The sequence below is a fragment of the Burkholderia sp. BCC1999 genome (assembly GCF_905339975.1).
GTDB lineage: Bacteria > Pseudomonadota > Gammaproteobacteria > Burkholderiales > Burkholderiaceae > Burkholderia.
In genome coordinates this window covers 79,704-104,606 of the sequence record NZ_CAJPHP010000017.1, presented here as the reverse complement: position 1 = coordinate 104,606, position 24,903 = coordinate 79,704, and the positions used below count along the sequence as shown (strand labels likewise).

Sequence of the window (24,903 nt, the reverse complement as noted above, 5' to 3'; positions counted from 1 at the left end):
GACGTCGATTCCGTCGCGCGCTAGCGCCGGACCATCATGCGGCCGCGTCCGCGAAATCGACCAGCACCTTCATCGCGCGCTGCCGGTCGCCGGCCAGTTCGAACGCGAGATTCGCGTCGCGCATCGGGAACACGCGCGTGACGGCCGGCCGCAGGTCGACACGCCCCGCGTTGATCAATTGCACCGCGAGCGCGAATTCCGCGTGAAAGCGGAACGATCCGCAGATCGACAGCTCCTTCGCGACCACGACGTTCTGCGGCAGGCTGACATCGCCGCCGAGCCCGAGTTGCACGACGACACCGCGCGGACGCATCACGTCGAGCCCGTCGCGCAGTGCGCGCGCATTGCCCGAGCATTCGATCATCACGTCGAACGTGCCCTTGTCCGCGCTGTAACGCTCGACCCACCCGGCATCGGCCGCCGCGTTGATCGTGCGGTCGGCGCCGAGCGCGCTCGCCACTTCCAGCGGCGCCTCGACGACGTCGGTCGCGACGATCTCCGCCGCGCCGTGCACGCGCGCCGCCGCGACGGCCAGCACGCCGATCGGCCCGCAACCCGACACGAGCACGCGCTTGCCGATCAGCGGGCCCGCGCGCGACACCGCATGCAGCCCGACCGCGAACGGCTCGGCGAGCGCCGCGAGCGACAGCGGCACGTGATCGGCCACCGGCACGCACTGCACCGCGTCGCACACGAGCGCGTTGCGAAACGCGCCCTGCACGTGCGGCATCCGCATCGCGCTGCCATAGAAGCGCATGTCGAGACACTGGTTCGGCAGCCCTTCGAGGCAGTAGCGGCACGCACCGCACGGGCGGCTCGGATTGACCGCGACACGATCGCCGACCTTCACCGACGTCACGTCCGGCGCGACTTCCGCGACCGTGCCGGCCACCTCGTGGCCGAGCACCATCGGCTGCTGCAACCGGATCGCACCGAAGCCGCCGTGCCGGAAGTAATGGAGATCGGAGCCGCAGATGCCGCCCATCGCGACGTCGACGCGCACCTGGCCCGGGCCGATCTCGCCCGCGTCCTGCTCTTCCACCCGCAGGTCGTTCGGCCCGTGGATCACGACACACATGCAACGCATACGCATGACAGCCTCCTCAGACGACCGGCGTGAGCAGCGGCGCGCCGGCGAAGTGCGCGGCGAGGTTGTCGCGCACGAGCCAGCCCATCGCCTGGCGCGTCTCGATCGTCCCGCTCGCATGGTGCGGCTGCAACAGCACGTTCGGCAACGCGAGGAAACGCGGGTCGACGCGCGGCTCGTTCCAGAACACGTCGAGCGCGGCGCCGGCGATCGCATTGCGCTCGAGCGCGTCGAGCAGCGCCGGTTCGTCGACGGTCGTGCCGCGCGACACGTTCACCAGATAGCCTTGCGGCCCGAGCGCGTCGAGCACGGCGGCGCCGACGAGATGACGCGTCGCCGGCCCGCCCGCGAGCGTGACGATCAGCAGGTCGCACCAGCCGGCCAGCTCGGCGAGATCGCCGAAGAAGCGGTGCGGGCTGTCCGCGCGCGGCGCGACGTCGAAGTAGCCGAGCTCGACGTCGAAGCCGGACAGCCGGCGTGCAATGGTCGAGCCGATCCGGCCGAAGCCGACCACGCCGACGCGCTTGCCGTAGAGCCGCGTGACGAGCGGCATGTCGCCGTCGCGCCAGGCGCCGGAGCGCACGTACGCATCGCCGGCGCCGATCCGGCGCATCATCGCGAGCGCGAGCCCGACGCCAAGATCGGCAACGTCGCCGGTCAGCACGTCCGGCGTGTTGGTCACGCGGATGCCGCGCTCACGCGCGGCGGCGAGATCGATCGCGTCGGTGCCGACGCCGTAGCACGCGATGATCTCGAGCGCCGGCAGCGCGGCGATCAGTTCGGCATTCGCGCCGAGATCGCCGCGGGTCGCGATCGCGCGCACGCCGGCGCCGTGTTCGGCGAGGAACGCCGCGCGGTCGGCGGCTTCCCACAGCCGGTGGACGTCATAGCCGGCCAGCCATGCGTCGTCCCACGGCTGGTAAGGGCCCGTCATCAGCAGGTCGGGCCGCTGGGTCGATTCGTGCGCCATCTGCGCTTGCTCCTGTCGAGATAAGTGGAATGCGAAAGCATGCCGGGCCGCATCGGCCGCCCGGCTCGTTCATGCGTGCCGCGCGAGCGCATCGGCATCCGGCGCCGGTGCGGCCTGTGCAGCGTCGAGCGGATCGTCGAGATCGCGGTTCAGCGTTTCGGGCATCCGCGATGTCGTGAACAGCGTGATCAGCGTCAGCAGCACCAGATACGCGGCGATCGGCACCCAGGCGCGCACGCCGGCCGCGTGGTCGCCGCCGTGCAGCGCGATCACGGTCGCGATGATCGTTGCGCCGACGAGCGGCGCGATCCCGCCCGCGAGCACGGCCGACACTTCGCGCGAGAACGACACGCCCATGTAGCGATGGCGCGCGCCGAACAGTTCGGGCAGCAGCGCGGCCTGCGCACCGAGCATCCCCCAGTTCGCGAAGCCCTGCGCGACCGAGATCGCGATCACGCTCGCGACCACGTTCCCCTGGCTGAAGATCCACCACACCGGAAACGCGAGCGCGAGTTGCAGCCATGCGAACGTGCGATACACGCGCACGCGCCCGAAGCGGTCGCTCAGCCGGCCGGCTAGCGGCACCGTGCATGCGCCGACGGTCGCCGCGCACACCAGCGCGAGCGCGCCGATCGGCCCTTTCATCCCGATCACGCCGGCGAGATAGCTGACCGCGAGCGCCTGGTAGATCGACGAGCCGCCGTTCTCGGCCATCCGCAGGCCGATGCCGATCAGGAGCGAGCGTTTCGAATGCTGCACGGCGCTCTTCAACGGGTTCGCGGAGACCTGCGCGCGCTTCTCGAGCCGCACGAAGGTCGGCGACTCGTGCAGCCGCACACGCATGTAGATCCCGACCGCGACGATCACCGCGCTGAACAGGAACGGCACGCGCCAGCCCCAGCCGTCGGTGACGCGGTCGAGGTTCGCGAGCAGCAGGAAATAGACAGCGGCCGCGAGCACCGTGCCGAGCTGGATGCCGAGAAACGGCAGCGACGCATAGAAGCCGCGCTTGCCCGGCGGCGCGTATTCGGTCATCAGCACCGCGGCGCCGGCCTGCTCCGCGCCGGCGCCGAGGCCCTGCAGGATGCGCAGCAGGATCAGCAGCGCCGGGGCCCAGTAGCCTGCCGTCGCGAAGGTCGGCAGCACGCCGATCAGCGTGCTCGCGACGCCCATCAGCAGCACCGTCGCGGTCAACACGAACTTGCGGCCGATCCGGTCGCCGAGCACGCCGAACACGACACCGCCGAGCGGGCGCACCGCGAAGCCGACGAAGTAGGTGCCGAAGCTCGCGATCAGCCGCATCTCGGCGGTCTGCGCGGGGAAGAACAGCGGCCCGAACACGAGCGCCGACGCGAGTGTGTACAACGCGAAATCGTAGTATTCGAGCGCGCTGCCGAGCGAGCAGGTCCATGCCGCGCGATTGAGCTGCTTCGTGTCGACGCCGCGGCGCTCGACGGCTTCGCCCGGCGTACCGGACCCTGCATCGTGCCGCGCGGGCGGCGGGGAAATGCGATCCATCGTTGTCTCCTGTCTCCTGCCTTCCGTTCCGGAACCCGGCCGCGACTCGCGCGACCGGGACATCGGCCCGCTCGTGCGGCGGGCTCTTTTGGAAATTCGGATGCCGGCGCGAGCCGGCGCAACGGCGCGCTCGCGCCGCCGCTCAGACGGCGCTGGTCAGGCCGCCGTCGACGAACAGCGTCTGGCCGTTCACGAAATCGGACGCGGCCGACGCGAGGAAGATCGCCGCGCCGCACAGCTCGTCGACGCGCCCCCAGCGGCCGGCCGGCGTGCGCTTGCACAGCCAGTCCGAGAACGCCGCGTCGTCGACCAGCGCGCGATTCAGTTCGGTTTCGAAATAGCCGGGCGCGAGGCCGTTCGCCTGGATGCCGTGGCGCGCCCAGTCGGCGCACATCCCTTTCGTCAGCATCCGCACCGCGCCCTTGGTCGCCGCATACGGGGCGATCGTCGGGCGCGCGAGTTCGCTCTGCACCGAGCAGATGTTGATGATCTTCCCGTGGCCGCGCGCGATCATGTGCCGCGCGACGGCCTGCGCGACGTTGAACACGCCGTCGAGGTTCACGCGCATCAGCGCCTGCCAGTCGTCGGGTTCGAATGTGTCGAGCGGCGCGCGGCGCTGAATGCCCGCGTTGTTCACCAGAATGTCGATCGCGCCGACGCGCGTCTCGAAATCGTCGATCGCCGCGCGCACCTGCGCGTGTTCGGTGACGTCGAACACCGCATGGTCGGCAGCAAAACCTTCCTCGCGGAAGTGGCGCGCGAGCGTCGCGGCCTTCTCCTCATTGCGATCGTTGATGACGATCGCGGCGCCGGCTTCGGCCAGCCCGCGGGCGAGCGTCAGCCCGATCCCGCGTCCGGAACCGGTAATCAATGCGCGGCGGCCGTCGAGGCGGAACCGTTCAAGCGCGTTGGTCATGCGTGTCTCCTCGTGCCAGGTGAGCCGGCTGCCCGTCGCGGCCGGTCTCACGTTGACGCTATCTTCGGCCGGCTGCCGGGCCTCGCGCCAATGGTTGTTTTTGATCCGGTTATCATGAAATCTGATTACCGCTCACGGGTGCCCGCCGACCATGGAACTCAAGCAATTGCGCGCCTTCGTCACGCTCGCGGAAGAGCTGCATTTCGGGCGCGCCGCACAGCGCCTGTTCATCGTGCAGCCCGCGCTGAGCATGCAGATCAAGGCGCTCGAGGAAGAACTGGGCGCGCGCCTGTTCGAGCGCGACCGGCACAAGGTCGAACTGAGCGACACGGGGCGCGTGTTCCTGCCCGAGGCACGCGCCACGCTGCAGCAGGCTGCGCGCGCTGAGCAGATGGCGCGGCTGTCGAGCCGCGGCGAGATCGGCACGCTGCGGATCGCGTTCGTGTCGTCGGTGCTGCCCGCACTGCTGCCGGCCGTGCTGCGCACGATGCGCGAGCGCTATCCGCTGATCACGCTCGAACTGAAGGACATGCCGACGCCCGACCAGATCGCCGCGCTGCGCGACCGGCGGATCGATTTCGGGATGATCCGGCTGCCGGCCGCGTATGCGGGCATCGACACGCGCGTGGTGCTCGAGGAAGGCTTCGTCGTCGCGCTGCCGCTCGACCATCCGCTGGCCGCGCACGACGCGATTTCACCGGCCGCGCTGCGCGGCCAGCCGGCGTTCGTGCTCGCGCGCCGCTATGCGCCCGGTTTTCACGACGACATGCTGCTCGCGCTGAGCCGCGCGGGCACGACGCTCGAGATCGCACAGGAGTTCGGGGAATTCACGACGATGCTCGCGCTCGTCGCGGCGGGAATGGGGATCGGGCTGATCCCGGCGGAAGCCGCCAGCGCGCTGCCGCCGAACGTGCTCGCGCGGCCGCTCGATCTGGCCGGGCATCGTACCGGCATCGGCCTCGCGTGGACTGACCTCGACAGCCCGTTGAAGCGCGCGTTCGTCGCCGCGCTCGAGCAGGTGACGGCAGCGTCAATGCAATAACGGCGGGCAACAAAAAAGCCCGGCCGGAAAACCGGGCCGGGCTCGTTCGCTGCGCAAGCCGCCTTGCGGCGGCCGCGCAACGTGCGGGATTACTTCGCGTTCGCGAATGCGACAGCCGTATCCAGCATGCGGTTCGAGAAACCCCACTCGTTGTCGTACCAGCTCGACACCTTCACGAGGCGGCCCGACACCTTGGTCAGCGTTGCGTCGAACGTCGACGAAGCCGGGTTGTGGTTGAAGTCGATCGACACCAGCGGTGCTTCGTTGTAGCCGAGGATGCCCTTCAGCGCGCCTTCCGATGCTTCCTTCATGATCGCGTTGACTTCCTCGACCGTCGTGTCGCGCTTGGCGATGAACGACAGGTCGACGATCGACACGTTGATCGTCGGGACGCGGATCGCGTAACCGTCGAGCTTGCCGTTCAGTTCCGGCAGCACGAGGCCGACGGCGGAAGCAGCGCCCGTCTTCGTCGGGATCTGGCTGTGCGTGGCCGAACGCGCGCGGCGCAGGTCTTCGTGATAGACGTCCGTCAGCACCTGGTCGTTCGTGTACGCGTGGATCGTCGTCATCAGGCCGGTTTCGAGGCCGATCTTGTCGTTCAGCGGCTTGACGAGCGGCGCGAGGCAGTTCGTCGTGCACGATGCGTTCGAGATGACCGTGTGCTCGGCCTTCAGCACGTTGTGGTTCACGCCGTAGACGATCGTCGCGTCGACGTCCTTGCCGCCCGGCGCCGAGATGATCACCTTCTTCGCGCCGCCCTTCAGGTGCGCGCTCGCCTTTTCCTTCGTCGTGAAGAAGCCCGTGCATTCCATCACGACGTCGACGCCCAGCTCGCCCCACGGCAGTTCTGCCGGGTTGCGGTTCGCCAGCACGCGGATCTTGTCGCCGTTCACGACGAGGTAGTCGCCGTCGACCGACACTTCGCCCGGGAACTTGCCGTGCGCGGTGTCGTACTGGGTCAGGTGCGCGTTGGTCTTCGCATCGCCCAGGTCGTTGATCGCGACGATCTCGAGATCGTGCTTCTTGCCGTTTTCATAGAACGCGCGCAGCGTGTTGCGGCCGATACGGCCGTAGCCGTTGATTGCGACGCGAATCGTCATGGTCTATCTCCTGATGGCTGAAAAAATTCGTTTCGTGCAGCTTCACGGTGCGACGCGCGCGAGGGGTGGCGCGCGTCGCGTATGTCTTTAGGCCAGCACGGCCTTGGCGGTCTCGACGACGTGCTCGACGGTGAAACCGAAGTACTTGAACAGCACGCCGGCCGGCGCCGATTCGCCGAACGTGTCGATCCCGACGACGCCGCCTTCGAGGCCGACGTACTTGTGCCAGAAGGCCGTCACGCCCGCTTCGATCGCGACGCGGCGCACGCCGTGCGGCAGCACGCGTTCACGGTATTCGGCGTCCTGGCGGTCGAACACGTTGGTCGACGGCATCGACACGACGCGGGCCGCGATGCCTTGCTGCGCGAGCGGCTCGACGGCCTTCATCGCGAGTTCGACTTCCGAGCCCGTCGCGATCAGGATGATCTTGCGCGCGACGATCTCTTCGTCCCAGTCCTTCAGCACGTAACCGCCCTTCTCGATGTTCGCGATCTGCGAGTCGGTACGCGGGTTGAATGCGAGGTTCTGGCGGCTGAAGATCAGGCTCGACGGACGGTCGGCCGCAATCGCGTGGGTCCACGCGACGGCCGTCTCGACCGTGTCGGCCGGACGCCACACGTCGTGGTTCGGGATCAGGCGCAGACTCGACACGTGCTCGATCGACTGGTGCGTCGGGCCGTCTTCGCCGAGGCCGATCGAATCGTGCGTGAACACGAAGATCGACGGCACCTTCATCAGCGCGGCCACGCGCAGCGCGTTGCGGCTGTAGTCGGAGAACGTCAGGAACGTGCCGCCGAACGGCTTGTGGCCGCCGTGCAGTGCGAGGCCGTTGATCGCGGCGCTCATGCCGAATTCGCGCACGCCGTAGTTGATGTGGTTGCCCAGCACGACGCCCGGGCCTTCCGGATTCGCGCGGACGGCCTTCGACGCCTTCCAGTTGGTCAGGTTCGAGCCGGTCAGGTCGGCCGAGCCGCCGAGCAGTTCGGGCAGCGCGGCAGCCAGGCCTTCGATCGCCTGCTGCGACGCCTTGCGGGTCGCCACCGTCTCGCCGCGCTCGTTCGCGCCGGCGATGATCGCCGCAGCCTTCTGCGCCCAGTCGGCCGGCAGCTTGTTCGCCATCCGGCGCTCGAATTCGGCGGCTTCTGCCGGGAACTTGGCGCGATAGGCAGCGAACGTCGCGTCCCATTCGGTTTCAGCGCGCTTGCCGGCTTCCTTCGCGTCCCATGCCGCGTAGACTTCCTGCGGAATCACGAACGGCTCCCACTTCCAGCCGAGCGCTTCGCGCGTCTTCGCGATTTCTTCCGCGCCGAGCGCCGCGCCGTGCACGTCGTGGCCGCCCGCCTTGGTGGCCGCGCCCTGGCCGATCACCGTCTTGCAGCAGATCATCGTCGGCTTGTCCGACAGCTTCGCCTTCGCGATGGCCGCGTCGACCGCGTCGACGTCATGGCCGTTCACGTTCGGGATCACGTTCCAGCCGTAGGCTTCGAAACGCTTCGGGGTATCGTCGTGGAACCAGTTCACGACGTCGCCGTCGATCGAGATGCCGTTGTCGTCGTACAGCGCGATCAGCTTGTTCAGCTTCAGCGTGCCCGCGAGCGAGCAGGCTTCGTGCGAGATGCCTTCCATCAGGCAGCCGTCGCCGAGGAACACGTACGTGTGGTGATCGACGATCTTCGCGCCGTCACGGTTGAACTCGTCGGCCATCAGCGCTTCGCCGAGCGCCATGCCGACCGCGTTCGCGAGGCCCTGGCCGAGCGGGCCGGTGGTCGTCTCGACGCCCGGCGTGATGCCGTATTCCGGGTGGCCCGGCGTCTTCGAGTGCAGCTGGCGGAAGTTCTTCAGCTCTTCGATCGGCAGGTCGTAGCCGGTCAGGTGCAGCAGCGAGTACAGCAGCATCGAGCCATGGCCGTTCGACAGCACGAAGCGGTCACGGTCGGCCCAGTGCGGGTTCGTCGGGTTGTGCTTCAGATGGCGCGACCAGAGCGCGACGCCGATTTCGGCCATGCCCATCGGCATGCCGGGGTGGCCGGAGTTCGCTTGCTGGACGGCGTCCATCGCGAGCGCACGGATCGCGTTGGCCATCAGGGTGGTGGAGGCGGGAGACGAAGTCGTCATGTCGAGTCCGGAGAACGAGTCGAGGAAACGGGGGCACGGCGGCATCCGGAAGCTCGAGCGTCAATCGTTCCCGGCGCGCGGTGCGGCGCCTGACGGACGCGAAGCGGACGGAGCCTACGGACGGGGCTGCAAAGCTCGTCATTTTAACAGATGGGCTGACATTTCCCTTGTCGGCGCGTAGTGTTCCGGCACGGTTTTCCGTCAAACCGCCCGCCTCCTATAATTCAGACGTCGGAACTGCCTGCCCCGAAGGCCCGCCCGTGAGCACCACGCTTCTCTTTCACCCTACGCCCCACGCCACCTACGGCTTCCCGAATGCCCGGCGGCTCGCGCACGTCGCGTCCCCGCACCAGCAGATCGAAGTCTGGGAAACGCCGCAGCTCGGCCGCCTGTTCACGCTGGACGGCCGGCCGATGACGTCGGTCGGGGACGAATACGTCTATCACGAGTGCATGACGCACCCGGCCGCGCTCGCGCACCCGTCGCCGAAGAAGGCGCTCGTGCTCGGCGGCGGCGACGGCGGCGCGGCACGCCAGTTGCTCAAGCACGCGTGCATCGAGCGGATCGTGATCGCCGAGCTCGACGACGAAGTGATCGGGATGGCGCGCCGCTACCTCGACGACGTGCACCAGGGCGCGCTCGACGACCCGCGTGTCGAGGTCGTGATCGGCGACGCCGCGCACTTCGTCGAGTCGACCGTCGAGCATTTCGACCTCGTCGTGTTCGACCTCACGCCGCCCGATTCGCCGGCGGCCGGCCTTTATACGCGTGCGTTCTACGCGCGGCTCAAGCGCATTCTCACGCCGTGCGGCGCGATCTCGATGCATCTCGGTTCGCCGGTGTTCCACGCGTCGCGCATCGCCGCGCTGCTCGACGACCTGCGCGCGAGCTTTGCGGTCGTCGATCCGTTGTCCGCGCACGTGCCGCTGTACGGCTCGCAGTGGCTGATGGTGATCGCGAGCGACACGCTCGACGCGGCCGCGCTGTTCGCGCACGACATCGACGAACGGCTCGCGGCCCGCCGCGTCCACGGCCTGCGCTACTACGATGCGCGGCTGCATGCGTCCCTCTTTGCCCTGCCGTGCGCGCTGCGCGATACACTGGGCGTTCGCCGCTGAACGTCCGGTCGGCCGCATCGTTCCGTTTTTCCGTCGAGGTCCTGCATGGTTCGCCGTGCGAAGCACGGAACCGGAGCGACCCGGATGCCGCGCCCACCTGGTCCCACAGGAGATTTTCATGACCGATCCACGTCCGGCCAACGTGCCTTGGTTGACACCCTACCTGGCCGTGCGCAACGCGCGCGCGGCCATCGATTTCTTCAAGACCGCCTTCGGCTTCGAACTGCGCGACGTGCACGACGAGGACGGCGCGATCATGCACGTCGAGATGACCTACCGCGGCCAGCTGATCGTGATGTTCGCGCCCGAAGGCGCGTTCGGCTCGACCGCGCTCACGCCGAAAAGCGCGAACACGACCGCACCGCAATCGTTCTATCTGTATGTCGACGACGTCGACGCCACCTGGCAGCGCGCGCTCGACGCGGGCGCGAAATCGCTGAGCGCGCCGCAGGACCAGTTCTGGGGCGACCGCTTCGCGCAGATCGAGGATCTCGACGGCTACCGATGGGCGCTCGGACACCGTCTCCACGCATGACCGACACCGCAACACGCATGAACGAAGCCACCACCACCGCGGCCGTGCCGCGCTTTTTCGTCGACGCCGCATTGCGCGCCGACGCCACGCTCGCATTGCCGGCCGACGTCGCACGCCACGCACAGGTGCTGCGCCTGCAGCCCGGCGACGTGCTCGCGCTGTTCGACGGCAGCGGCGGCCAGTACCGCGCGCGGCTCGTCGAGATCGACAAGCGCAGCGCGATCGCACGGATCGACACGTTCGAACCGGCCGAAGCCGAACCGCCCTACCGCGTGACGCTCGCGCAAGGTATCGCCGGCGGCGACAAGATGGACTGGGTGATCGAGAAAGCCGTCGAGCTCGGCGTCGCGGCGGTCGTGCCGCTGTCGACCGCGCGCGGCGTCGTGAAGCTGTCCGGCGAACGCGCGGACAAGCGCGTCGCACACTGGCGCGGCGTCGTGCGTGCGTCGTGCGAACAGTGCGGACGCAACCGTGTACCCGAGGTTGCGCCCGTCGCCAGCTTCCACGCGTGGCTCGACACGCTGCCTGCCACGCCGGCCGACGGCGAGCTGCGGCTGCTGCTGTCGCCGCGTGCAAGCATCCCGTTTGCGTCGCTGCCCGACGCGCCGCCCGCGGCCACCGTGACGCTGCTGATCGGCCCCGAAGGCGGGCTGTCGCCCGACGAGGAAAACGCGGCGCGCGCCCGCGGATTCACCGCGTTGTCGCTCGGGCCGCGCGTACTGCGCACCGAGACGGCCGGTGCGGCCGTGCTCGCGGCGTTGGCCGCGCGTTGGGGCGGGTGGTAACGAGCAGGGTGTGCCGCCGCGACGCGGCACGGCCCTACCCCGCTCGCACGCGACGCTGACGCCGCGGTTTATCGCACGTTACTTGTCGCTCGACGCGCCGTGCGGCATCGAATCGGACAACGCCTCGACCACCGGCGTCAGCACGTCTCCCGGGCTACCGGTCGTCCAGCCGCCTTCCTCGAGGCTGTAAATGTCGATCTTGCCCGTCACCGGGTGCGTCACCGGTGCATCGTCCAGCACCTGCGCGATGCCCGTGAAGATCGTCTTGAACGACGCAATGCGCGCCGCCTCGCTCTTCGCACGCCGATTCGGCCCCAGCCTCACCTCCAGCGCCTTCGCGCCCGGCCCCGCATCGGCCACGCGGCAAGCAAATTCGACCGTCGCGATCGTCGCGCCCTTGACGTACGGGTTCGGTCGCTGCGACGACCCGGTCGTCTTGCATGCCGAGCGGTTGAGCGCGCGCTGATAAGCGGCGGCCATGCTCTCGACCGACGGACGCAACGCGGCACTCGCCTTCGGCGGCATCGGCTCCAGTATCCCGTCGGCCATGTCCTTGCGCATCGACTCGCCCATCGTCGACAGCCGCTCGATGTCGAGCGCGTCCTTGCCGCTGTAACTCGCGCGAACCGCATCGTTGAATTCGCGGGCTTTCGACACGTCGCCGTTGACGAGTGCGCCGATGTAAAGGTCGACGGTCTGCTCGGGCGTCAGCGGCGCGGCATGCACGGCGCCGGCCGCGACCAGCAGGGGCAGCACGACGGCGCGTGCGGAACGGGAAATATTCATGGGAAGACAGCCCTCTCTCGATGTTTGTTGTACGCACCCGGTGCGGCGGCTGCCGCAGCCGGGCCGACCGCGATTGTCTCGAAAAATGGCGCCAGATGAAAGGCCGATGTCGGCAAGCGACGGGCGCACCGTACGCGTCGCGCAGACGCAAAAAAGCCCGCTCGAGGCGGGCTTCTTGCCGGATCGGCCGCAGGCCGATGCGTGCTTACGCGAACGAGTAGAACACGCGGAATGCGACCTTGCGCTCGGCCCAGAACTCGGCCGCCTCGCGGAACACGTCGAGCAGCGTCTCGCGCCCTTCCTTGTCGAATTTCTGCGCGATCGGCAGCCCTTCGAGGACGATCACGAAACCGGGCTGCGCGCCGGCCTTCGCGACGAGGTCGGTCAGGCAGTCGTACAGCGCGTCGTAGTTCTTCCCGAAATGCTTCGGAAACAGGAACGACGTCGCGATCGTTTCCATCACTTCCTGCTTCGACTGCGCGGCGCCGCAATACGCGAACAGGAAGTGCTGGCCGAGCCGGGTGGCTTCGTCGGCGAGATCCTGCACGCGGAACGCGCGGATCGACTGCACGAGATTGGGTCGCACGGTCGTGAAAAGGCTCATAGGCTCCTCGTTCGATGAAAGCCCGGGCTCGGCTTCCTGTTGCTCCGGCGTGCTGCCAGCCTGTGCCGCCGCGTGCAGTTGAATCACGCGCTGAAACAGATTGCCGTCGCCGGCTGCGAACAGTTCCGCCGCCGCCGTATCGTGCGCGTAGATGGAGTCGCTCATGCCATTCGTCCCGAAGTCATTCAACAATACGTTTAAAACTGTTGTAGTGGTCGCCCGTGTAATAACAGTTGTCGATCCGGCGCAAGGGCCCGCCACAGACGATCCGGCGCGCCCCACGATTGCGGGCACGCGGCGTCGGCACCGTGTACTCATGGTAGTAGCCGCGCTTCGCCTTCGGCAGGATCCGCTCGCGGTTGCCGAATACGACGCCGTCTTTCTCGTACGGATAGGGGCCGCCCGCGCCGATCAGGCCCAGCGTGGTCACGGCCTCGCGCGGAAGACTGGCAGTCGGAATCGTATCGAGCCCGCTGGCGGCCACGTCGGCCGGAACGGCCTCCCGTGCGTAAGCGGCGGAAACCAGACTGCCCGTCGGCGTGCCGACGATACCCATCGCGAACATCGCGAATACGGACGCGAGCGCGCCGTTGCGGAGCCACTTGCGTGCCATGAACCAGGGTTCCCGCTGTTAAATCAAGTAGTTGACGACCAACAAAGGCGTTAGCGTAGCGTTATTGGCCGCGCGAATCAATGTCCGTTTGGGAATCGAAAGCGTCGTGATACCCGGAATTGTGCATTTTTTACCGAAATCACACTACATTTATCTTACATAGGATAAAATAAAGGCGGCATCTCTCTTATGGCAAGACCTGCCTCCTTGCCTCGCTCGTTACCAGGAGTGGAGAGATGCTGCTGTTGCCTTGAGGGAAGCGCGTTTGCGCCCTACCCGCGGCGTGCCCATTGCGGGCACGCCTCTTTTTTCTTTTGTTTACAATTTTCCCGACGCGCCACGCCGGTTCGACCGGCCTGGCGCGTTCGTTTTGGCTCAGCGCGTGGCGTTCACGTCGGCGACCAGCAGCGCCGCCATGTTGACGATGCGGCGAACGGTCGCCGATTCGGTCAGCACGTGCACCGGCTGCGCGGCGCCCAGCAGGATCGGCCCGATCGCGATGTTGTTGCCGGCGGCCGTCTTCAGCAGGTTGTACGCGATGTTCGCGGCGTCGATGTTCGGCAGGATCAGCAGGTTCGCTTCGCCTTCCAGCGTCGATTCCGGCAGGATTTCCTTGCGCAGCGCCGCGTCGAGCGCGACGTCGCCGTGCATCTCGCCGTCGACCTTCAGCTCCGGCGCGCGTTCCTGCAGGATCGCGAGCGTATCGCGCATCTTCTTCGCCGAAGGCGCATTGCTCGTGCCGAAATTCGAGTGCGACAGCAGCGCGACCTTCGGCTCGATGCCGAAACGGCGCACTTCTTCCGCCGCCATGATCGTGATCTCGGCCAGTTGCTCCGGGGTCGGATCGACGTTCACGTGCGTATCGACGAGGAAAATCTGGCGGCCCGGCAGCACGAGGCCGTTCATCGCCGCGTACACGCTGCAGCCCGGGCGCTTGCCGATCACCTGGTCGATGAAGTGCAGGTGACGGTGCGTGGTGCTGATCGTGCCGCAGATCATCCCGTCCGCTTCGCCCTTCTTCACCAGCATCGCGCCGATCAGCGTCGTGCGGCGGCGCATTTCGACGCGCGCGAGCTGCTCGCTGATGCCCTTGCGCGCCATCAGCTTGTAATACGTCTGCCAGAAATCGCGGTAGCGCTCGTCGTGCTCGGTGTTGACGACCGTGAAGTCGACGCCCGGATTCAGGCGCAGGCCGTAGCGCTGGATACGGTGCTCGATCACCGACGGGCGACCGATCAGGATCGGCTTGGCCAGTTTCTCGTCGACGATGATCTGAACGGCACGCAACACGCGCTCTTCTTCGCCTTCCGCGAACACGACACGCTTCTTCTCTTCCTGCGCGGCGCGCGCGATCTGGAAGATCGGCTTCATCGTCGTGCCGCTGTGATACACGAACTGCTGCAGGTGGACGCGGTACGCCTCCATGTCCTCGATCGGGCGCGTCGCGACGCCACCGTCCATCGCCGCCTGTGCGACGGCCGGCGCGATCTTCACGATCAGGCGCGGATCGAACGGCTTCGGGATCAGGTATTCGGGCCCGAACGACAGATCCTGGATGCCGTACGCGGTCGCGACGATGTCGCTCTGCTCGTGCTGCGCGAGCTCGGCGATCGCGTTGACGGCCGCGATCTCCATTTCACGCGTGATCGTCGTCGCGCCGACGTCGAGCGCGCCGCGGAAGATGAACGGGAAGCACAGGACGTTGTTGACCTGGTTCGGGTAATCCGTGCGGCCGGTCGCAAGAATCGCGTCGGGGCGCACTTCGAGCGCCGCTTCCGGCAGGATTTCCGGCGTCGGGTTCGCGAGCGCGAGGATCAGCGGGCGCTCGGCCATGCCCTTCACCATCTCCGGCTTCAGCACGCCGGCAGCCGACAGGCCGAGGAAGATGTCCGCGCCGTCGATCACTTCGGCCAGCGTCCGGGCGTCGGTTTCGCGCGCGAAACGCTCCTTGTCCGGATCCATCAGCTCGGTGCGGCCCTTGTAGACCACGCCGGCCAGGTCGGTCACCGTGATGTTCTCGAGCGGCAGGCCGATGTCGACCAGCAGGTCGAGACACGCGAGCGCGGCCGCACCCGCGCCGGAGGCGACGAGCTTGACCTTCTTGATGTCCTTGTTGACGACCTTCAGGCCGTTCGTGACGGCCGCGGCCACGACGATCGCGGTGCCGTGCTGGTCGTCGTGGAACACCGGGATCTTCATCCGCTTGCGGCACTCGCGCTCGACGATGAAGCAGTCGGGCGCCTTGATGTCTTCCAGGTTGATCCCGCCGAAGGTCGGCTCCAGCGCGGCGATCACGTCGACGAGCTTGTGCGGGTCCGACTCGTTCAGCTCGATGTCGAACACGTCGATGCCCGCGAACTTCTTGAAGAGTACGGCCTTGCCTTCCATCACCGGCTTCGACGCGAGCGGGCCGATGTTGCCGAGACCGAGCACCGCCGTGCCGTTCGTGACGACGCCGACCAGGTTGCTGCGCGCGGTGAAGCGCGCCGCGTTGAGCGGATTCTCGACGATCTCCTCGCACGCGTACGCCACGCCGGGCGAATACGCGAGCGCGAGGTCGCGCTGGTTGATCATCTGCTTGGTCGGGGCGATCGCGATTTTCCCGGGGGTCGGGAATTCGTGATAGTCGAGCGCGGCTTCGCGGAGCTTGGCTTTGGAGGAGGCTTGAGTAGACATGTGTCTCGTGGCGGGCGGATTAGAATAACTGTTCGACGGCATTGTAGCGCCAATCATCTGCCGCCAGACCGGCGATTCGGGTGCAACAGCCGCGACAAAAATGGGCAGAACGGCGCAGGAACGCAGCCGCTTGCCTCGTACAATGCCGTTCCTTCAATCGTTTCGGATTACCCGCCGTGCCAGCCGCCCTTTCCGAGTTTTCGCTGATCGAACGCTTCTTCACGCGCCGCGCCGCGCAGGGCGCCCGCGCGTCGACGCTCGGCATCGGCGACGATTGCGCGCTGATCACGCCCCGATCCGGGAAATTGCTGGCCATTTCGACGGATATGCTGGTGGAGGGCCGCCACTTCTTCCCCGATGTCACGCCCGACGCGCTCGGCCACAAGACGCTCGCGGTCAACCTGTCCGACCTCGCGGCGATGGGCGCCGAGCCGCGCGCATTCACGCTCGCGTGCGCGCTGCCGCGCGCCGACGCGGCGTGGCTCGAGGCCTTCAGCAACGGGCTGTTCGCGCTCGCCGAGCGCTACGGCTGCGAGCTGATCGGCGGCGACACGACGAGCGGGCCGCTGAACCTGTGCGTGACCGTATTCGGCGAAGTCGCGCCCGACGCGGCGCTGCGGCGCGACGCCGCGCGCGACGGCGACGACGTGTGGGTGTCCGGCACGCTCGGCGATGCACGCGCGGGCCTCGGCGTCGCGCGCGGCGAATGGGCGGCCGGCGCGGACGAAGCGGCCGCGTTCCGGCGCGCGCTCGAGCGGCCCGAACCGCGCATCGCGCTCGGCCTGGCGCTTGCCGGCGTCGCGCACGCGGCGCTCGACCTTTCCGACGGTCTCGCCGGCGACCTGCAGCACATCCTGACGCGCTCGAACGTGCGCGCCGAGATCGACGCCGACGCGGTGCCACGCTCGGCCGCGCTCGCGACGCTGTCGCCCGACGTGCAGCGCCGCTGCACGCTGGCGGGCGGCGACGACTACGAACTGTGCTTCACCGCGCCGGCCGCGGCCCGCGCGGCGGTCGAGGCGGCCGGCGCGACGGCCGGCGTGCCGGTCACGCGAATCGGTACAATACGCGCGTTGTCCGCGCCGTCGGCGCAACCCGCGATCACGTGGCACGACGCCGCCGGCGCGCCCCTCGCTCTCACGTTGCACGGCTTCGATCACTTCCATGCAGACTGACCCGACGCCCGCGCACGCCGCGGCCGAGACCGGCGCCGCACCCGATGCGCCGCAGCGCGCGACCGCGCGCTTCATGCTGTCGCACCCGGCGCACATCGTGTCGCTCGGCTTCGGCAGCGGGCTCGCGCCGATCATGCCCGGCACGTTCGGCTCGCTGTTCGGCTGGCTCAGTTTCGTCCTGCTCAACCGCTACCTGACGGTGCCCGAATGGTGGGCGCTGATCGCCGTCGGCTTCGTGGCGGGCACGTGGATCACCGGTTTCACTGCGAAGAAGATGGGCACGTCCGATCCGGGCGCCGTGGTCTGGGACGAGATCGTCGCGATCTGGCTCGTGATGTTGTTCGTCACGCCCGCGACCTTCATCGGCCAGCTGTGGGCGTTCGTCGCATTCCGCTTCTTCGACATGCTCAAGCCGCCGCCGATCCGCTATTTCGACCGCCGCCTGAAGGGCGGGCCCGGCATCATGGTCGACGACCTGGTCGCCGCGTTCATGACGCTGCTCGTGATCGCCCTGTGGCGCTCCGTCGTCGGCTGACCGATTTCCCGACTCCCGTTTCCCCACGCGCATGCCAACCGATTCCGTCGTCCATCAGCTTGCGATCCGCGCAGGCAACAAGCTGCGTGACGAGCACCTCACGCTCGCCACCGCCGAATCCTGCACCGGCGGCATGATCGCCGCGGCGATCACCGACATCTCCGGCAGCAGCCAGTGGTTCGAGCGCGGCTTCGTCACGTACTCGAACCAGGCCAAGATCGAGATGATCGGCGTGCCGCCCGACCTGATCGACAAGCACGGCGCCGTCAGCGAGCCCGTCGCGCGCGCGATGGCCGAAGGCGCACTGCGCAACAGCCGCGCGCAGGTCGCGCTGTCCGTCACGGGCATCGCGGGCCCGGCCGGTGGCAGCGAGAAGAAGCCGGTCGGCACCGTGTCGTTCGGCTGGAGCAACCGGCTGCATACCGACGTCGAGACGCTCGTGTTCAAGGGCGACCGCGAGCAGATCCGCACGCAGGCAGCCGCGCATGCGCTGCGCGGGCTGCTGAAGCTGCTCGACGAACGCGAAGGCTGATCGGGCCGGGGCGCGTGACGCGCCCCGCTTGCCCGCTTACTGAATCGCGTCGGGCTTCACGACGATCCAGTTCTTGTCCGCCGTCACCGGCAGGCCGAGCGACTTCTGCTTCGCGGCCGATTCGTCCGACCACGTGCGGATCTGCGCCATCTGCTTGTCCTTCTTGTTGACCCACACGCGCACGCCGCCGCGCGCGACGTCGGTCGCATTCAGCAGCATGTAGCCGTCGGACGTCGGCGTGTCGCCGGCGACGAGCACCGGCTTCTTCCACTGGTCGATCCAGCCGACGATCGAGCCGAGCTTGCCTTCGTACCACGTCATCGGGTTCATCAGGAACGGCGTGATCACCAGGCCGCGGTTCGCCGCCTCGTCGTACTTGCCGGCCTTGATCTGCAGTCGCGACGTGGTCAGCGCGCCGGTCGCCGGGTTGCGCAGCAGCGTCGTCACACCGATCACGTTCTGCGGCTTCACGTTGTAGCCGTACTTCGGGTCGGACAGCACGAGCCGCGCGAGCTCCTCGTGCGCGGCCGTCATCACGTAGACCTCGATGCCGTTCTCGCGCAGCGCGTTGTACAGCTCCTGCATCCCGCGAAAGAAGCGCGGCGGGTTCACCGTGCCGTCGACCACCTTGTCGCCCTGCCAGTAGCGGATCGGGATCGGCTTGCCGTCGGCGAGCATCGCGTCGACGTGGCGCTTCAGGTCGGCGAGCGACTGCCCGGCGAACGCCTGCGCGATCCACGGGTAGCAGACGAGATCGTCGATCTCGCAGAGCCGGTAGTAATAGCTCGTCAGCGATTCCTTGTAGTCGGCGGAATCCTTGAACGGGATCAGCTTCAGCGACGGGTCGAGCGTGTCGCGCGTCAGCACGCCGCGGTTCTCGAGGTACGGCAGCAGCGACTCCTCGAGGTCGTAGCGGTAGGTCGTGTTGTCGGCGTCGAATACCGCGTAGTCGCCGCGGTGCGCGTGTGCGGCGATCATCGCGTTCAGCGCCTTCGCGCTATCGGCCGGCCAGTGCGACAGGTCCGCCGCGTGGGCGAAGCTCATGCACAGCGATGCGGCAAGCGCGCTCAGAAAACGTCGGGAAAGCTTGGGCATGGCGTCACTCCCTTTCTTGACAGTTTCGTTACAGATCGATGACAAGCGGGAGCATCGCGCGATTGGCGCGCGGGCATGCAGTGCGGAAGCGACGGGAAGTTGCCCGTGCGCGTCAGTGCGGCGGGGAAACGGAGGGGGTAAAGCGAAGAAAGCGACACCGGCCCGCGAACGCGGGCCTGCCGGAGCCGGCCGCCCGTGCGGGCAGCCGTCACCAACCGCGATCAGCGATGCGCGTTGATCGTATCGCGCGTCTTCTGCGCGGCGAGCGCCGCGGCTTCGGCGAAATCCTCGCCCTTGCTCGCGTACAGGATCGCGCGCGACGAGTTGACCATCATGCCGGTGCCGTCGGCCGTGCGTCCCGCGTTGACGGTCGCCTGCACGTCACCGCCCTGCGCGCCGATGCCGGGAATCAGCAGCGGCATGTCGCCGACGATCCCGCGCACGATCTCGATTTCCTTCGGGAACGTCGCGCCGACCACGAGGCCGAGCTGGCCGTTCTTCGCGTTCCACTTGTTCGCCGCGAGGTCGGCCACGACCTGGTACAGCGGGCGGCCGCCCGTTTCGAGGAACTGGAGATCGGAACCGCCCGGGTTCGACGTGCGGCACAGCACGATCACGCCCTTGCCATCGTGCTCGAAGTACGGCTCGACCGAGTCGTAGCCCATGTACGGGTTCACCGTGACGGCGTCCGCGCGATAGCGCTCGAACGCTTCGCGCGCGTACTGCTCGGCCGTGCTGCCGATGTCGCCGCGCTTCGCGTCGAGGATCACGGGCAGGCCCGGATGCTGGAGGTGGATGTGCGCGATCAGGCGCTCGAGCTGGTCTTCCGCGCGATGCGCGGCGAAGTAGGCGATCTGCGGCTTGAACGCGCTCGCGTATTGCGCGGTCGCGTCGACGATCTGCCGGCAGAATTCGAAGATCGCGTCGGGCTGGCCGTCGAACTGCACGGGGAAACGCGACGGCTCGGGATCGAGGCCGACGCACAGCAGCGAATTCGTGCGCTGCCACGCGGCGCGCAGCGATTCAATGAAAGTAAGCGGGGAAGACATGGCGGGTACTCGCGGCAAACCGTTGGTAGACCGCGTATTTTACCCGCGTCGCCGGCGTCCCTCGCGTGTCGCGGCATTACCGCGTGCATCGGCACGCTCGACGGTGAACGCGAACCGCCGCGTCAGCCGCTCGCCGGGCGCGAGCAGCGTCATCCCGTGCGCGGTCGCGCCGCCCGGCAGGTTCACCGCATTGATCGGATGATCGACCGGCTCGAAGCAGAAGAAATCCTCGCCCGGCGGCGTGTAGAGCACGTACGCGTCGGCGTCGGCCGCGACCGTCAGCGACAGCCCGCGGCGCGGCCAGCTCACCGTCGCGTGGCCGCCCCAGCCGGTGAACGCGTGATTGACGAGCGCGGCCGGCAGCGGATACGCGACGCCGAACTGCCAGGCCGGCGGCACGCTCACGTGCCGCACCGGCAGGAAATCGGCGCCCGACAGCCACAGCCCGCCAGCCGCCGCGGCCAGTTCGGTCACGGCGTCGCGCACGAGGAACGGATGCACGCCGAGACCGAACGGCAGCCGTGCGCGCCCCGCGTTCTCGATCGTCAGCGCGATCGACAGCGTCGCGTCGTCGAGTTCGAACGACTGGATCGCGCGGAACGCATACGGCGCACCGCCGGTGCGATCGAGCGACAACTGCAGCGTCGTGTCGGTCGCATCGTCCACCTGCCACGGCGCGAGCCAGCCGTCGCCGTGGATCGGCAGCGGCTCGTCGCGGCGATTGCGCGGCACCGCGACCTTGCGTCCATCGCACTCGAACCGCCCGTCGCCGATCCGGTTCGAGTAAGGCAGCAGCGGATAACACGCGAGCTCGTTCGGGTCCGTCGCGGCCTCCGGGTGTTCGCAGCGGCGGAACACCGGCATCAGCGCGCCGTTGTCGCCGCGCCAGTCGAAGCGCGCGATGCCGCCGCCGAGGTGCGGCAGCACGTCGAGCCGCAGCGACGCGTTCGACAGCGTCACGGCGGCCGCATGCGCGGCGCCGACGCCCTGCGCGAAGGCGGCCGTCTGCGGGCCGGGGCTGACCGGCTGCGCGGCGGCGGCCAGGCGCGCGCGGCGCGACTGGCTGGTGGACGTCGATGCGCGCGAGGACGTGGCGGTCATGGTGAACTCCTTTCCTTCGTCGAAGAAACGATGCAGTTCGGTGCGAACGGTCAGGCCCAGCCGCCGTCGACGATCACGTCCTGCGCGGTGATCATCCGGCTGTCGTCGGCCGCGAGAAACAGCGCCATCCGTGCGAGGTCGGCCGGCAGCAGTTCGGCGTCGATGCACTGGCCAGCCTTGATCGACGCACGGCCCGCGTCGTCGAGCCACAGCCGGCGCTGCTTGTCGGTCATCACCCAGCCCGGCACCAGCGAATTCACGCGGATGCCAAACGGGCCGAGGTCGCGCGCGAGACCGCGCGTCAGGCCCTGCACAGCCGCCTTCGCCATCACGTAGACGGGATAGCCGCCGTTCTTCAGCATCCAGCTGATCGAACCGAGATTGATGATCGCGCCGCCGCCCTGCTGCTTCATGTCGTCGATCACCGCCTGCGCGGCGAAGAACTGGTGGCGCAGGTTCACCGCGATGCCCGCGTCGAACGAATCGGGCGTCACGTCGCCGATCGCATGGCGCGTGTCGTTCGCCGCGTTGTTCACGAGCACCGCGATCGCGCCGATACGCGCACGGATCGCGTCGATCGCATGGCGCAGCGCGTCGATGTCGGTCAGGTCGCACTGGATGAACAGCGGTGCGTGACGTACGTGCGACACATGCGCAAGGCTGTCCGCCAGCGCGGCGCCGGCGGCCGCGTCGAGGTCGACGAACGCGACGCGTGCGCCCTGCGCGGCGAAGTGATCGACGAACGCCGCGCCGATGCCGGTCGCGCCGCCCGTGATCAGCACCGCGCGATCCTCGAGGCTCGGGTAGCGTGCGTAGCGCTCGAGGCTCGCTGCCTGCGGGCCGGACGCGGAAGTGTCGATGGTCATGCGGTTCGTCTCCGTGGAAACAGGTCGGTCAGTCGCGTACGCCGCGGTTCTTCAGCTGGTCGAGCAGCACGGCCGCGAGCAGGATCGCACCGCGCACCAGGTACTGGTAGAACGCGTCGATGTTCAGCAGGTTCATCACGTTCTCGACGGTGCCCATGATCAGCACGCCGATCACGACGCCGGAGATCGTCGCGCGACCGCCCATCAGCGACACGCCGCCGAGCACGCAGGCGGAGATCACATTCAGCTCGAAACCCTGCGCGGCGTTCGGCTGGCCCGACGTGATGCGCGATGCGAGGATCACGCCCGCGAGCGCCGTCACCGCGCCCTGGATCAGGAAGATGTACACGCGCGTCCGTTCGACGTTGATCCCCGCGAGTCGCGATGCCTCGGGATTGCCGCCGATCGCGAGCGTGTTGCGGCCGTACACGGTCTGGTTCAGCAGCACGCCGAACGCGATGAAGCACAGCAGCGTGACCCAGATCGGCAGCGACACGCCGAACATCGACAACCCGCCGAGCGCGATGAAGGTGTCCGACGACACGCCGACCGCCTGCCCTTTCGACACGATGAAGCCGAGCCCGCGCACGATTTCCATCGTCGCGAGCGTCGTAATCAGCGCGTTGATGCGCAGGTACGCGATCACCGCGCCGTTCACGAAGCCGATCGCGGCGCCGGCCGCGACCGCCGCGATGATCGCGACGAACGTGTTGTCGGTCGCGTTCAGCACCATCGCGCACAACACGCCGGAGAACGCGACGGTTGAGCCGATCGACAGGTCGAAGTCGCGCGACGCGAGACAGAACATCATCGTGCACGCGACCATGCCGATCTGCGAGATCGACAGCGCGAGGCCGAGCATGTTGTCGATCGAGAAGAAGTGATCGACGGTCAGCGACATCGTGATGAACATCACCGCGAAGATCGCGATCAGGCTGTATTCGGTCAGATGCTGCCACCACTTCTGGCGGTCGCTCTGCTGCGGAACCAGCGCGTCGGCCGTGGGCTTCACGGCGGCGCTGGCAAGGTTTTCGTTGACTTGCATGATGGTGTCTCCTGCTCCTGCATCGCGCGGCCCGCGCCGCGCGTGTTCGATTCGAATGTCGGGGCCTACGTCAGGCCGCCTCGACCGCGCTCGTCTGCGGCAGCGCGAGGCTCAGCACCGCGTGCTCGTTCGCCTGTTCGCGCGGCAACTCGCCGGCGATCCGGCCTTCGCGCATCACGACGATGCGGTCGGACACGCCGAGCACTTCCGGCAGTTCCGACGACACCATCACGATCGCGCAGCCGCGCTCCGCGAGCCGGTAGATCACGTCGTAGATCTCGTGCTTCGCGCCGACGTCGATCCCGCGCGTCGGCTCGTCGAGGATCACGACCTTCAGGTCGGGCTCCGCGAGCCAGCGCGACAGGATCGCCTTCTGCTGGTTGCCGCCCGACAGGAAGCGGATCTTCTGGCGCCGGTTCGGCGTCTTGATCTTCAGCCGCTGGATGAAGCGGTCGGCCGTTTCGTTTTCGGCCTTGCGGTTGATGAACAACCCCGCGCGCAGCGAATGGCGGCGACAGCTGATGTTGATGTTCTCCGCGACCGACGCGATTGCGATGATCCCTTCTTCCTTGCGGTCCTCGGGGCACAGCACGATGCCGTGGCGGATCGCGTCGCCGGTGCGCTTCACGTCGATGCGCGCGCCGTCGAGCGTCAGCACGCCCGCGCGCCGGTGGTCCGCGCCGTACACGAGCCTCATCAGCTCGCTGCGGCCCGCGCCGACCAGCCCGAAGAACCCGACGATCTCGCCCGCGCGCACCGAGAAGCTCGCCGGTTCGCGCAGCGCATGGCCGTCGACGCCTTCGGCGGAGAACCGCACGTCACCGAGCGCGCGCGGCGCGTAATGGTAGATGTCCGAAATCTCGCGCCCGACCATCTCGGCGACGAGCCGTTCGCGCGGCACGTCGGCGAGCGATTCGTGCGACGCGATCTTGCGCCCGTCGCGGAAGATCGTGCACGCATTGCAGAGCCGGTAGATCTCGTCCATCCGGTGCGAGATGTAGATCAGCGCACGGCCCTGCGCGCGCAGGTCGTCGACGAGCTTGAACAGCACCTCGGTCTCGCGATGCGACAGCGAACTCGTCGGTTCGTCGAGCGCGATCACGCGCGCATTGCGCATCAGCGCCTTGCAGATCTCGACCATCTGCCGCTGCGCGATCGACAGCCGCCCGAGCTTCGCGTCGGGATCGAGATCGACGCCCATCGCCGCGAGCCGCTCGCGCACGTAGCGCTTCGCCTCGCGCTTCCTCACCCAGCCGAACGCGTTCGGCAGGCGGCCGAGCAGCAGGTTCTCCGCGACCGTCAGGTCGGGCACGTATTGCAACTCCTGGTGAATCACCGCGATGCCTGCCGCTATCGACGCAGCCGCATTCGCGAACTGCACGGGCTGGCCGTCGACCAGCACGCTGCCCGCGTCGGGCTGGTATTCGCCACCGAGAATCTTCAGCAGCGTCGACTTGCCCGCGCCGTTCTCGCCCATCAGGCCATGCACCTCGCCCGCATGCACGTCGAACGAAATGCCGTCGAGTGCGCGCACGCCGGGAAATACCTTGCCGATATTGTCAAAACGCAGTGCCGCTGACACGTCGTCTCTCCACTTCCGGAATCGATCGACCGCCGGCCGCCGCATCGCCGCGGCAGCC

The 24,903-nt window shown here is 67.9% G+C and carries 23 protein-coding genes; 7 read left to right on the top strand and 16 right to left on the bottom strand.

Annotated elements, in window-relative coordinates; translation table 11 throughout:
• Positions 1–34: 34 nt before the first annotated feature.
• From U5809_RS24030 to U5809_RS24015, 4 genes are all read right to left on the bottom strand, one after another.
• Positions 35–1,093 (bottom strand): L-idonate 5-dehydrogenase, encoded by a 1,059-nt coding sequence (locus tag U5809_RS24030; protein ID WP_322088353.1) that lies wholly within the window; start codon positions 1,091–1,093, stop codon positions 35–37.
• 10 nt (positions 1,094–1,103) lie between these two features.
• Entirely contained in the window at positions 1,104–2,057 is a 954-nt protein-coding gene (locus U5809_RS24025; protein ID WP_322088352.1) for a 2-hydroxyacid dehydrogenase, read from the bottom strand.
• Positions 2,058–2,126: 69 nt separating this feature from the next.
• Complete coding sequence (locus tag U5809_RS24020) at positions 2,127–3,575, bottom strand: MFS transporter (RefSeq protein WP_322088351.1); 1,449 nt, start codon at positions 3,573–3,575, stop codon at positions 2,127–2,129.
• Between the two features lie 142 nt (positions 3,576–3,717).
• Positions 3,718–4,491 carry an SDR family NAD(P)-dependent oxidoreductase gene (locus U5809_RS24015; RefSeq protein WP_282506665.1) on the bottom strand — a complete coding sequence of 258 codons (774 nt, stop codon included), beginning with the start codon at positions 4,489–4,491 and terminating at the stop codon, positions 3,718–3,720.
• Positions 4,492–4,642: 151 nt separating this feature from the next.
• On the opposite strand from U5809_RS24015, the gene U5809_RS24010 reads away from it, so the two are divergent.
• Entirely contained in the window at positions 4,643–5,533 is an 891-nt protein-coding gene (locus tag U5809_RS24010; protein WP_322088350.1) for a LysR family transcriptional regulator, read from the top strand.
• 89 nt (positions 5,534–5,622) lie between these two features.
• Here the strand turns inward: U5809_RS24010 and gap are convergent, their stop codons facing one another.
• Together gap and tkt are read right to left on the bottom strand one after the other, a co-directional pair.
• Positions 5,623–6,633 (bottom strand): type I glyceraldehyde-3-phosphate dehydrogenase, encoded by a 1,011-nt coding sequence (gap, locus tag U5809_RS24005; RefSeq protein WP_166964849.1) that lies wholly within the window; start codon positions 6,631–6,633, stop codon positions 5,623–5,625.
• Positions 6,634–6,720: 87 nt separating this feature from the next.
• A complete protein-coding gene (gene tkt / locus U5809_RS24000) occupies positions 6,721–8,793 on the bottom strand; it encodes a transketolase (RefSeq protein ID WP_282506663.1) in 2,073 nt (690 codons plus the stop codon).
• Positions 8,794–9,008: 215 nt separating this feature from the next.
• Between tkt and speE the strand changes: the two genes are divergently transcribed.
• The 3 genes from speE (at position 9,009) to U5809_RS23985 (ending at position 11,186) form a co-directional block, all read left to right on the top strand.
• The gene (gene speE, locus U5809_RS23995; protein ID WP_322088349.1) at positions 9,009–9,866 is read left to right on the top strand and encodes a polyamine aminopropyltransferase; all 858 of its coding nucleotides are present in this window, start codon (positions 9,009–9,011) and stop codon (positions 9,864–9,866) included.
• Between the two features lie 118 nt (positions 9,867–9,984).
• The gene (locus tag U5809_RS23990; protein ID WP_129513689.1) at positions 9,985–10,401 is read left to right on the top strand and encodes a VOC family protein; all 417 of its coding nucleotides are present in this window, start codon (positions 9,985–9,987) and stop codon (positions 10,399–10,401) included.
• 17 nt (positions 10,402–10,418) lie between these two features.
• Positions 10,419–11,186 carry a 16S rRNA (uracil(1498)-N(3))-methyltransferase gene (locus U5809_RS23985; protein ID WP_322088348.1) on the top strand — a complete coding sequence of 256 codons (768 nt, stop codon included), beginning with the start codon at positions 10,419–10,421 and terminating at the stop codon, positions 11,184–11,186.
• A gap of 78 nt (positions 11,187–11,264) precedes the next feature.
• Here the strand turns inward: U5809_RS23985 and U5809_RS23980 are convergent, their stop codons facing one another.
• From U5809_RS23980 to U5809_RS23965, 4 genes are all read right to left on the bottom strand, one after another.
• Positions 11,265–11,972: a hypothetical protein gene (locus tag U5809_RS23980; protein ID WP_322088347.1), complete on the bottom strand. Its 708-nt coding sequence runs from the start codon at positions 11,970–11,972 to the stop codon at positions 11,265–11,267.
• A gap of 205 nt (positions 11,973–12,177) precedes the next feature.
• The gene (locus tag U5809_RS23975) at positions 12,178–12,741 is read right to left on the bottom strand and encodes a barstar family protein (RefSeq protein WP_322088346.1); all 564 of its coding nucleotides are present in this window, start codon (positions 12,739–12,741) and stop codon (positions 12,178–12,180) included.
• A 16-nt stretch (positions 12,742–12,757) separates the two neighbouring features.
• Positions 12,758–13,189, bottom strand: coding sequence for a ribonuclease domain-containing protein (locus U5809_RS23970; RefSeq protein ID WP_006476946.1), 432 nt, complete (start codon positions 13,187–13,189; stop codon positions 12,758–12,760).
• 375 nt (positions 13,190–13,564) lie between these two features.
• Entirely contained in the window at positions 13,565–15,907 is a 2,343-nt protein-coding gene (locus U5809_RS23965) for an NADP-dependent malic enzyme (protein ID WP_279612985.1), read from the bottom strand.
• Between the two features lie 134 nt (positions 15,908–16,041).
• Here U5809_RS23965 and thiL point away from each other — a divergent pair, with 134 nt between their 5' ends.
• The 3 genes from thiL to U5809_RS23950 are packed head-to-tail and all read left to right on the top strand — an operon-like array spanning position 16,042 to position 18,107.
• Positions 16,042–17,040: a thiamine-phosphate kinase gene (thiL, locus tag U5809_RS23960; protein WP_322088345.1), complete on the top strand. Its 999-nt coding sequence runs from the start codon at positions 16,042–16,044 to the stop codon at positions 17,038–17,040.
• On the top strand, positions 17,030–17,575 hold the full coding sequence (locus U5809_RS23955) for a phosphatidylglycerophosphatase A (RefSeq protein ID WP_322088344.1): 546 nt from the start codon (positions 17,030–17,032) through the stop codon (positions 17,573–17,575). The genes thiL and U5809_RS23955 overlap by 11 nt, the downstream gene beginning before the upstream one ends.
• A 31-nt stretch (positions 17,576–17,606) precedes the next feature.
• On the top strand, positions 17,607–18,107 hold the full coding sequence (locus U5809_RS23950; RefSeq protein WP_034186407.1) for a CinA family protein: 501 nt from the start codon (positions 17,607–17,609) through the stop codon (positions 18,105–18,107).
• 36 nt (positions 18,108–18,143) lie between these two features.
• Here the strand turns inward: U5809_RS23950 and U5809_RS23945 are convergent, their stop codons facing one another.
• From U5809_RS23945 to araG, 6 genes are all read right to left on the bottom strand, one after another.
• Complete coding sequence (locus tag U5809_RS23945) at positions 18,144–19,202, bottom strand: haloacid dehalogenase-like hydrolase (RefSeq protein ID WP_322088343.1); 1,059 nt, start codon at positions 19,200–19,202, stop codon at positions 18,144–18,146.
• 221 nt (positions 19,203–19,423) lie between these two features.
• On the bottom strand, positions 19,424–20,251 hold the full coding sequence (pyrF, locus tag U5809_RS23940; RefSeq protein ID WP_282506655.1) for an orotidine-5'-phosphate decarboxylase: 828 nt from the start codon (positions 20,249–20,251) through the stop codon (positions 19,424–19,426).
• Positions 20,252–20,290: 39 nt separating this feature from the next.
• Positions 20,291–21,352 (bottom strand): aldose 1-epimerase, encoded by a 1,062-nt coding sequence (locus U5809_RS23935; RefSeq protein WP_322088342.1) that lies wholly within the window; start codon positions 21,350–21,352, stop codon positions 20,291–20,293.
• Positions 21,353–21,402: 50 nt separating this feature from the next.
• The gene (locus U5809_RS23930) at positions 21,403–22,218 is read right to left on the bottom strand and encodes an SDR family oxidoreductase (protein WP_322088341.1); all 816 of its coding nucleotides are present in this window, start codon (positions 22,216–22,218) and stop codon (positions 21,403–21,405) included.
• A 28-nt stretch (positions 22,219–22,246) separates the two neighbouring features.
• Positions 22,247–23,263, bottom strand: a complete 1,017-nt coding sequence (gene araH, locus U5809_RS23925) for an L-arabinose ABC transporter permease AraH (protein ID WP_166964877.1) — start codon at positions 23,261–23,263, stop codon at positions 22,247–22,249.
• Between the two features lie 70 nt (positions 23,264–23,333).
• A complete protein-coding gene (araG, locus tag U5809_RS23920; RefSeq protein WP_322088340.1) occupies positions 23,334–24,845 on the bottom strand; it encodes an L-arabinose ABC transporter ATP-binding protein AraG in 1,512 nt (503 codons plus the stop codon).
• Between the last annotated feature and the right edge of the window lie 58 nt (positions 24,846–24,903).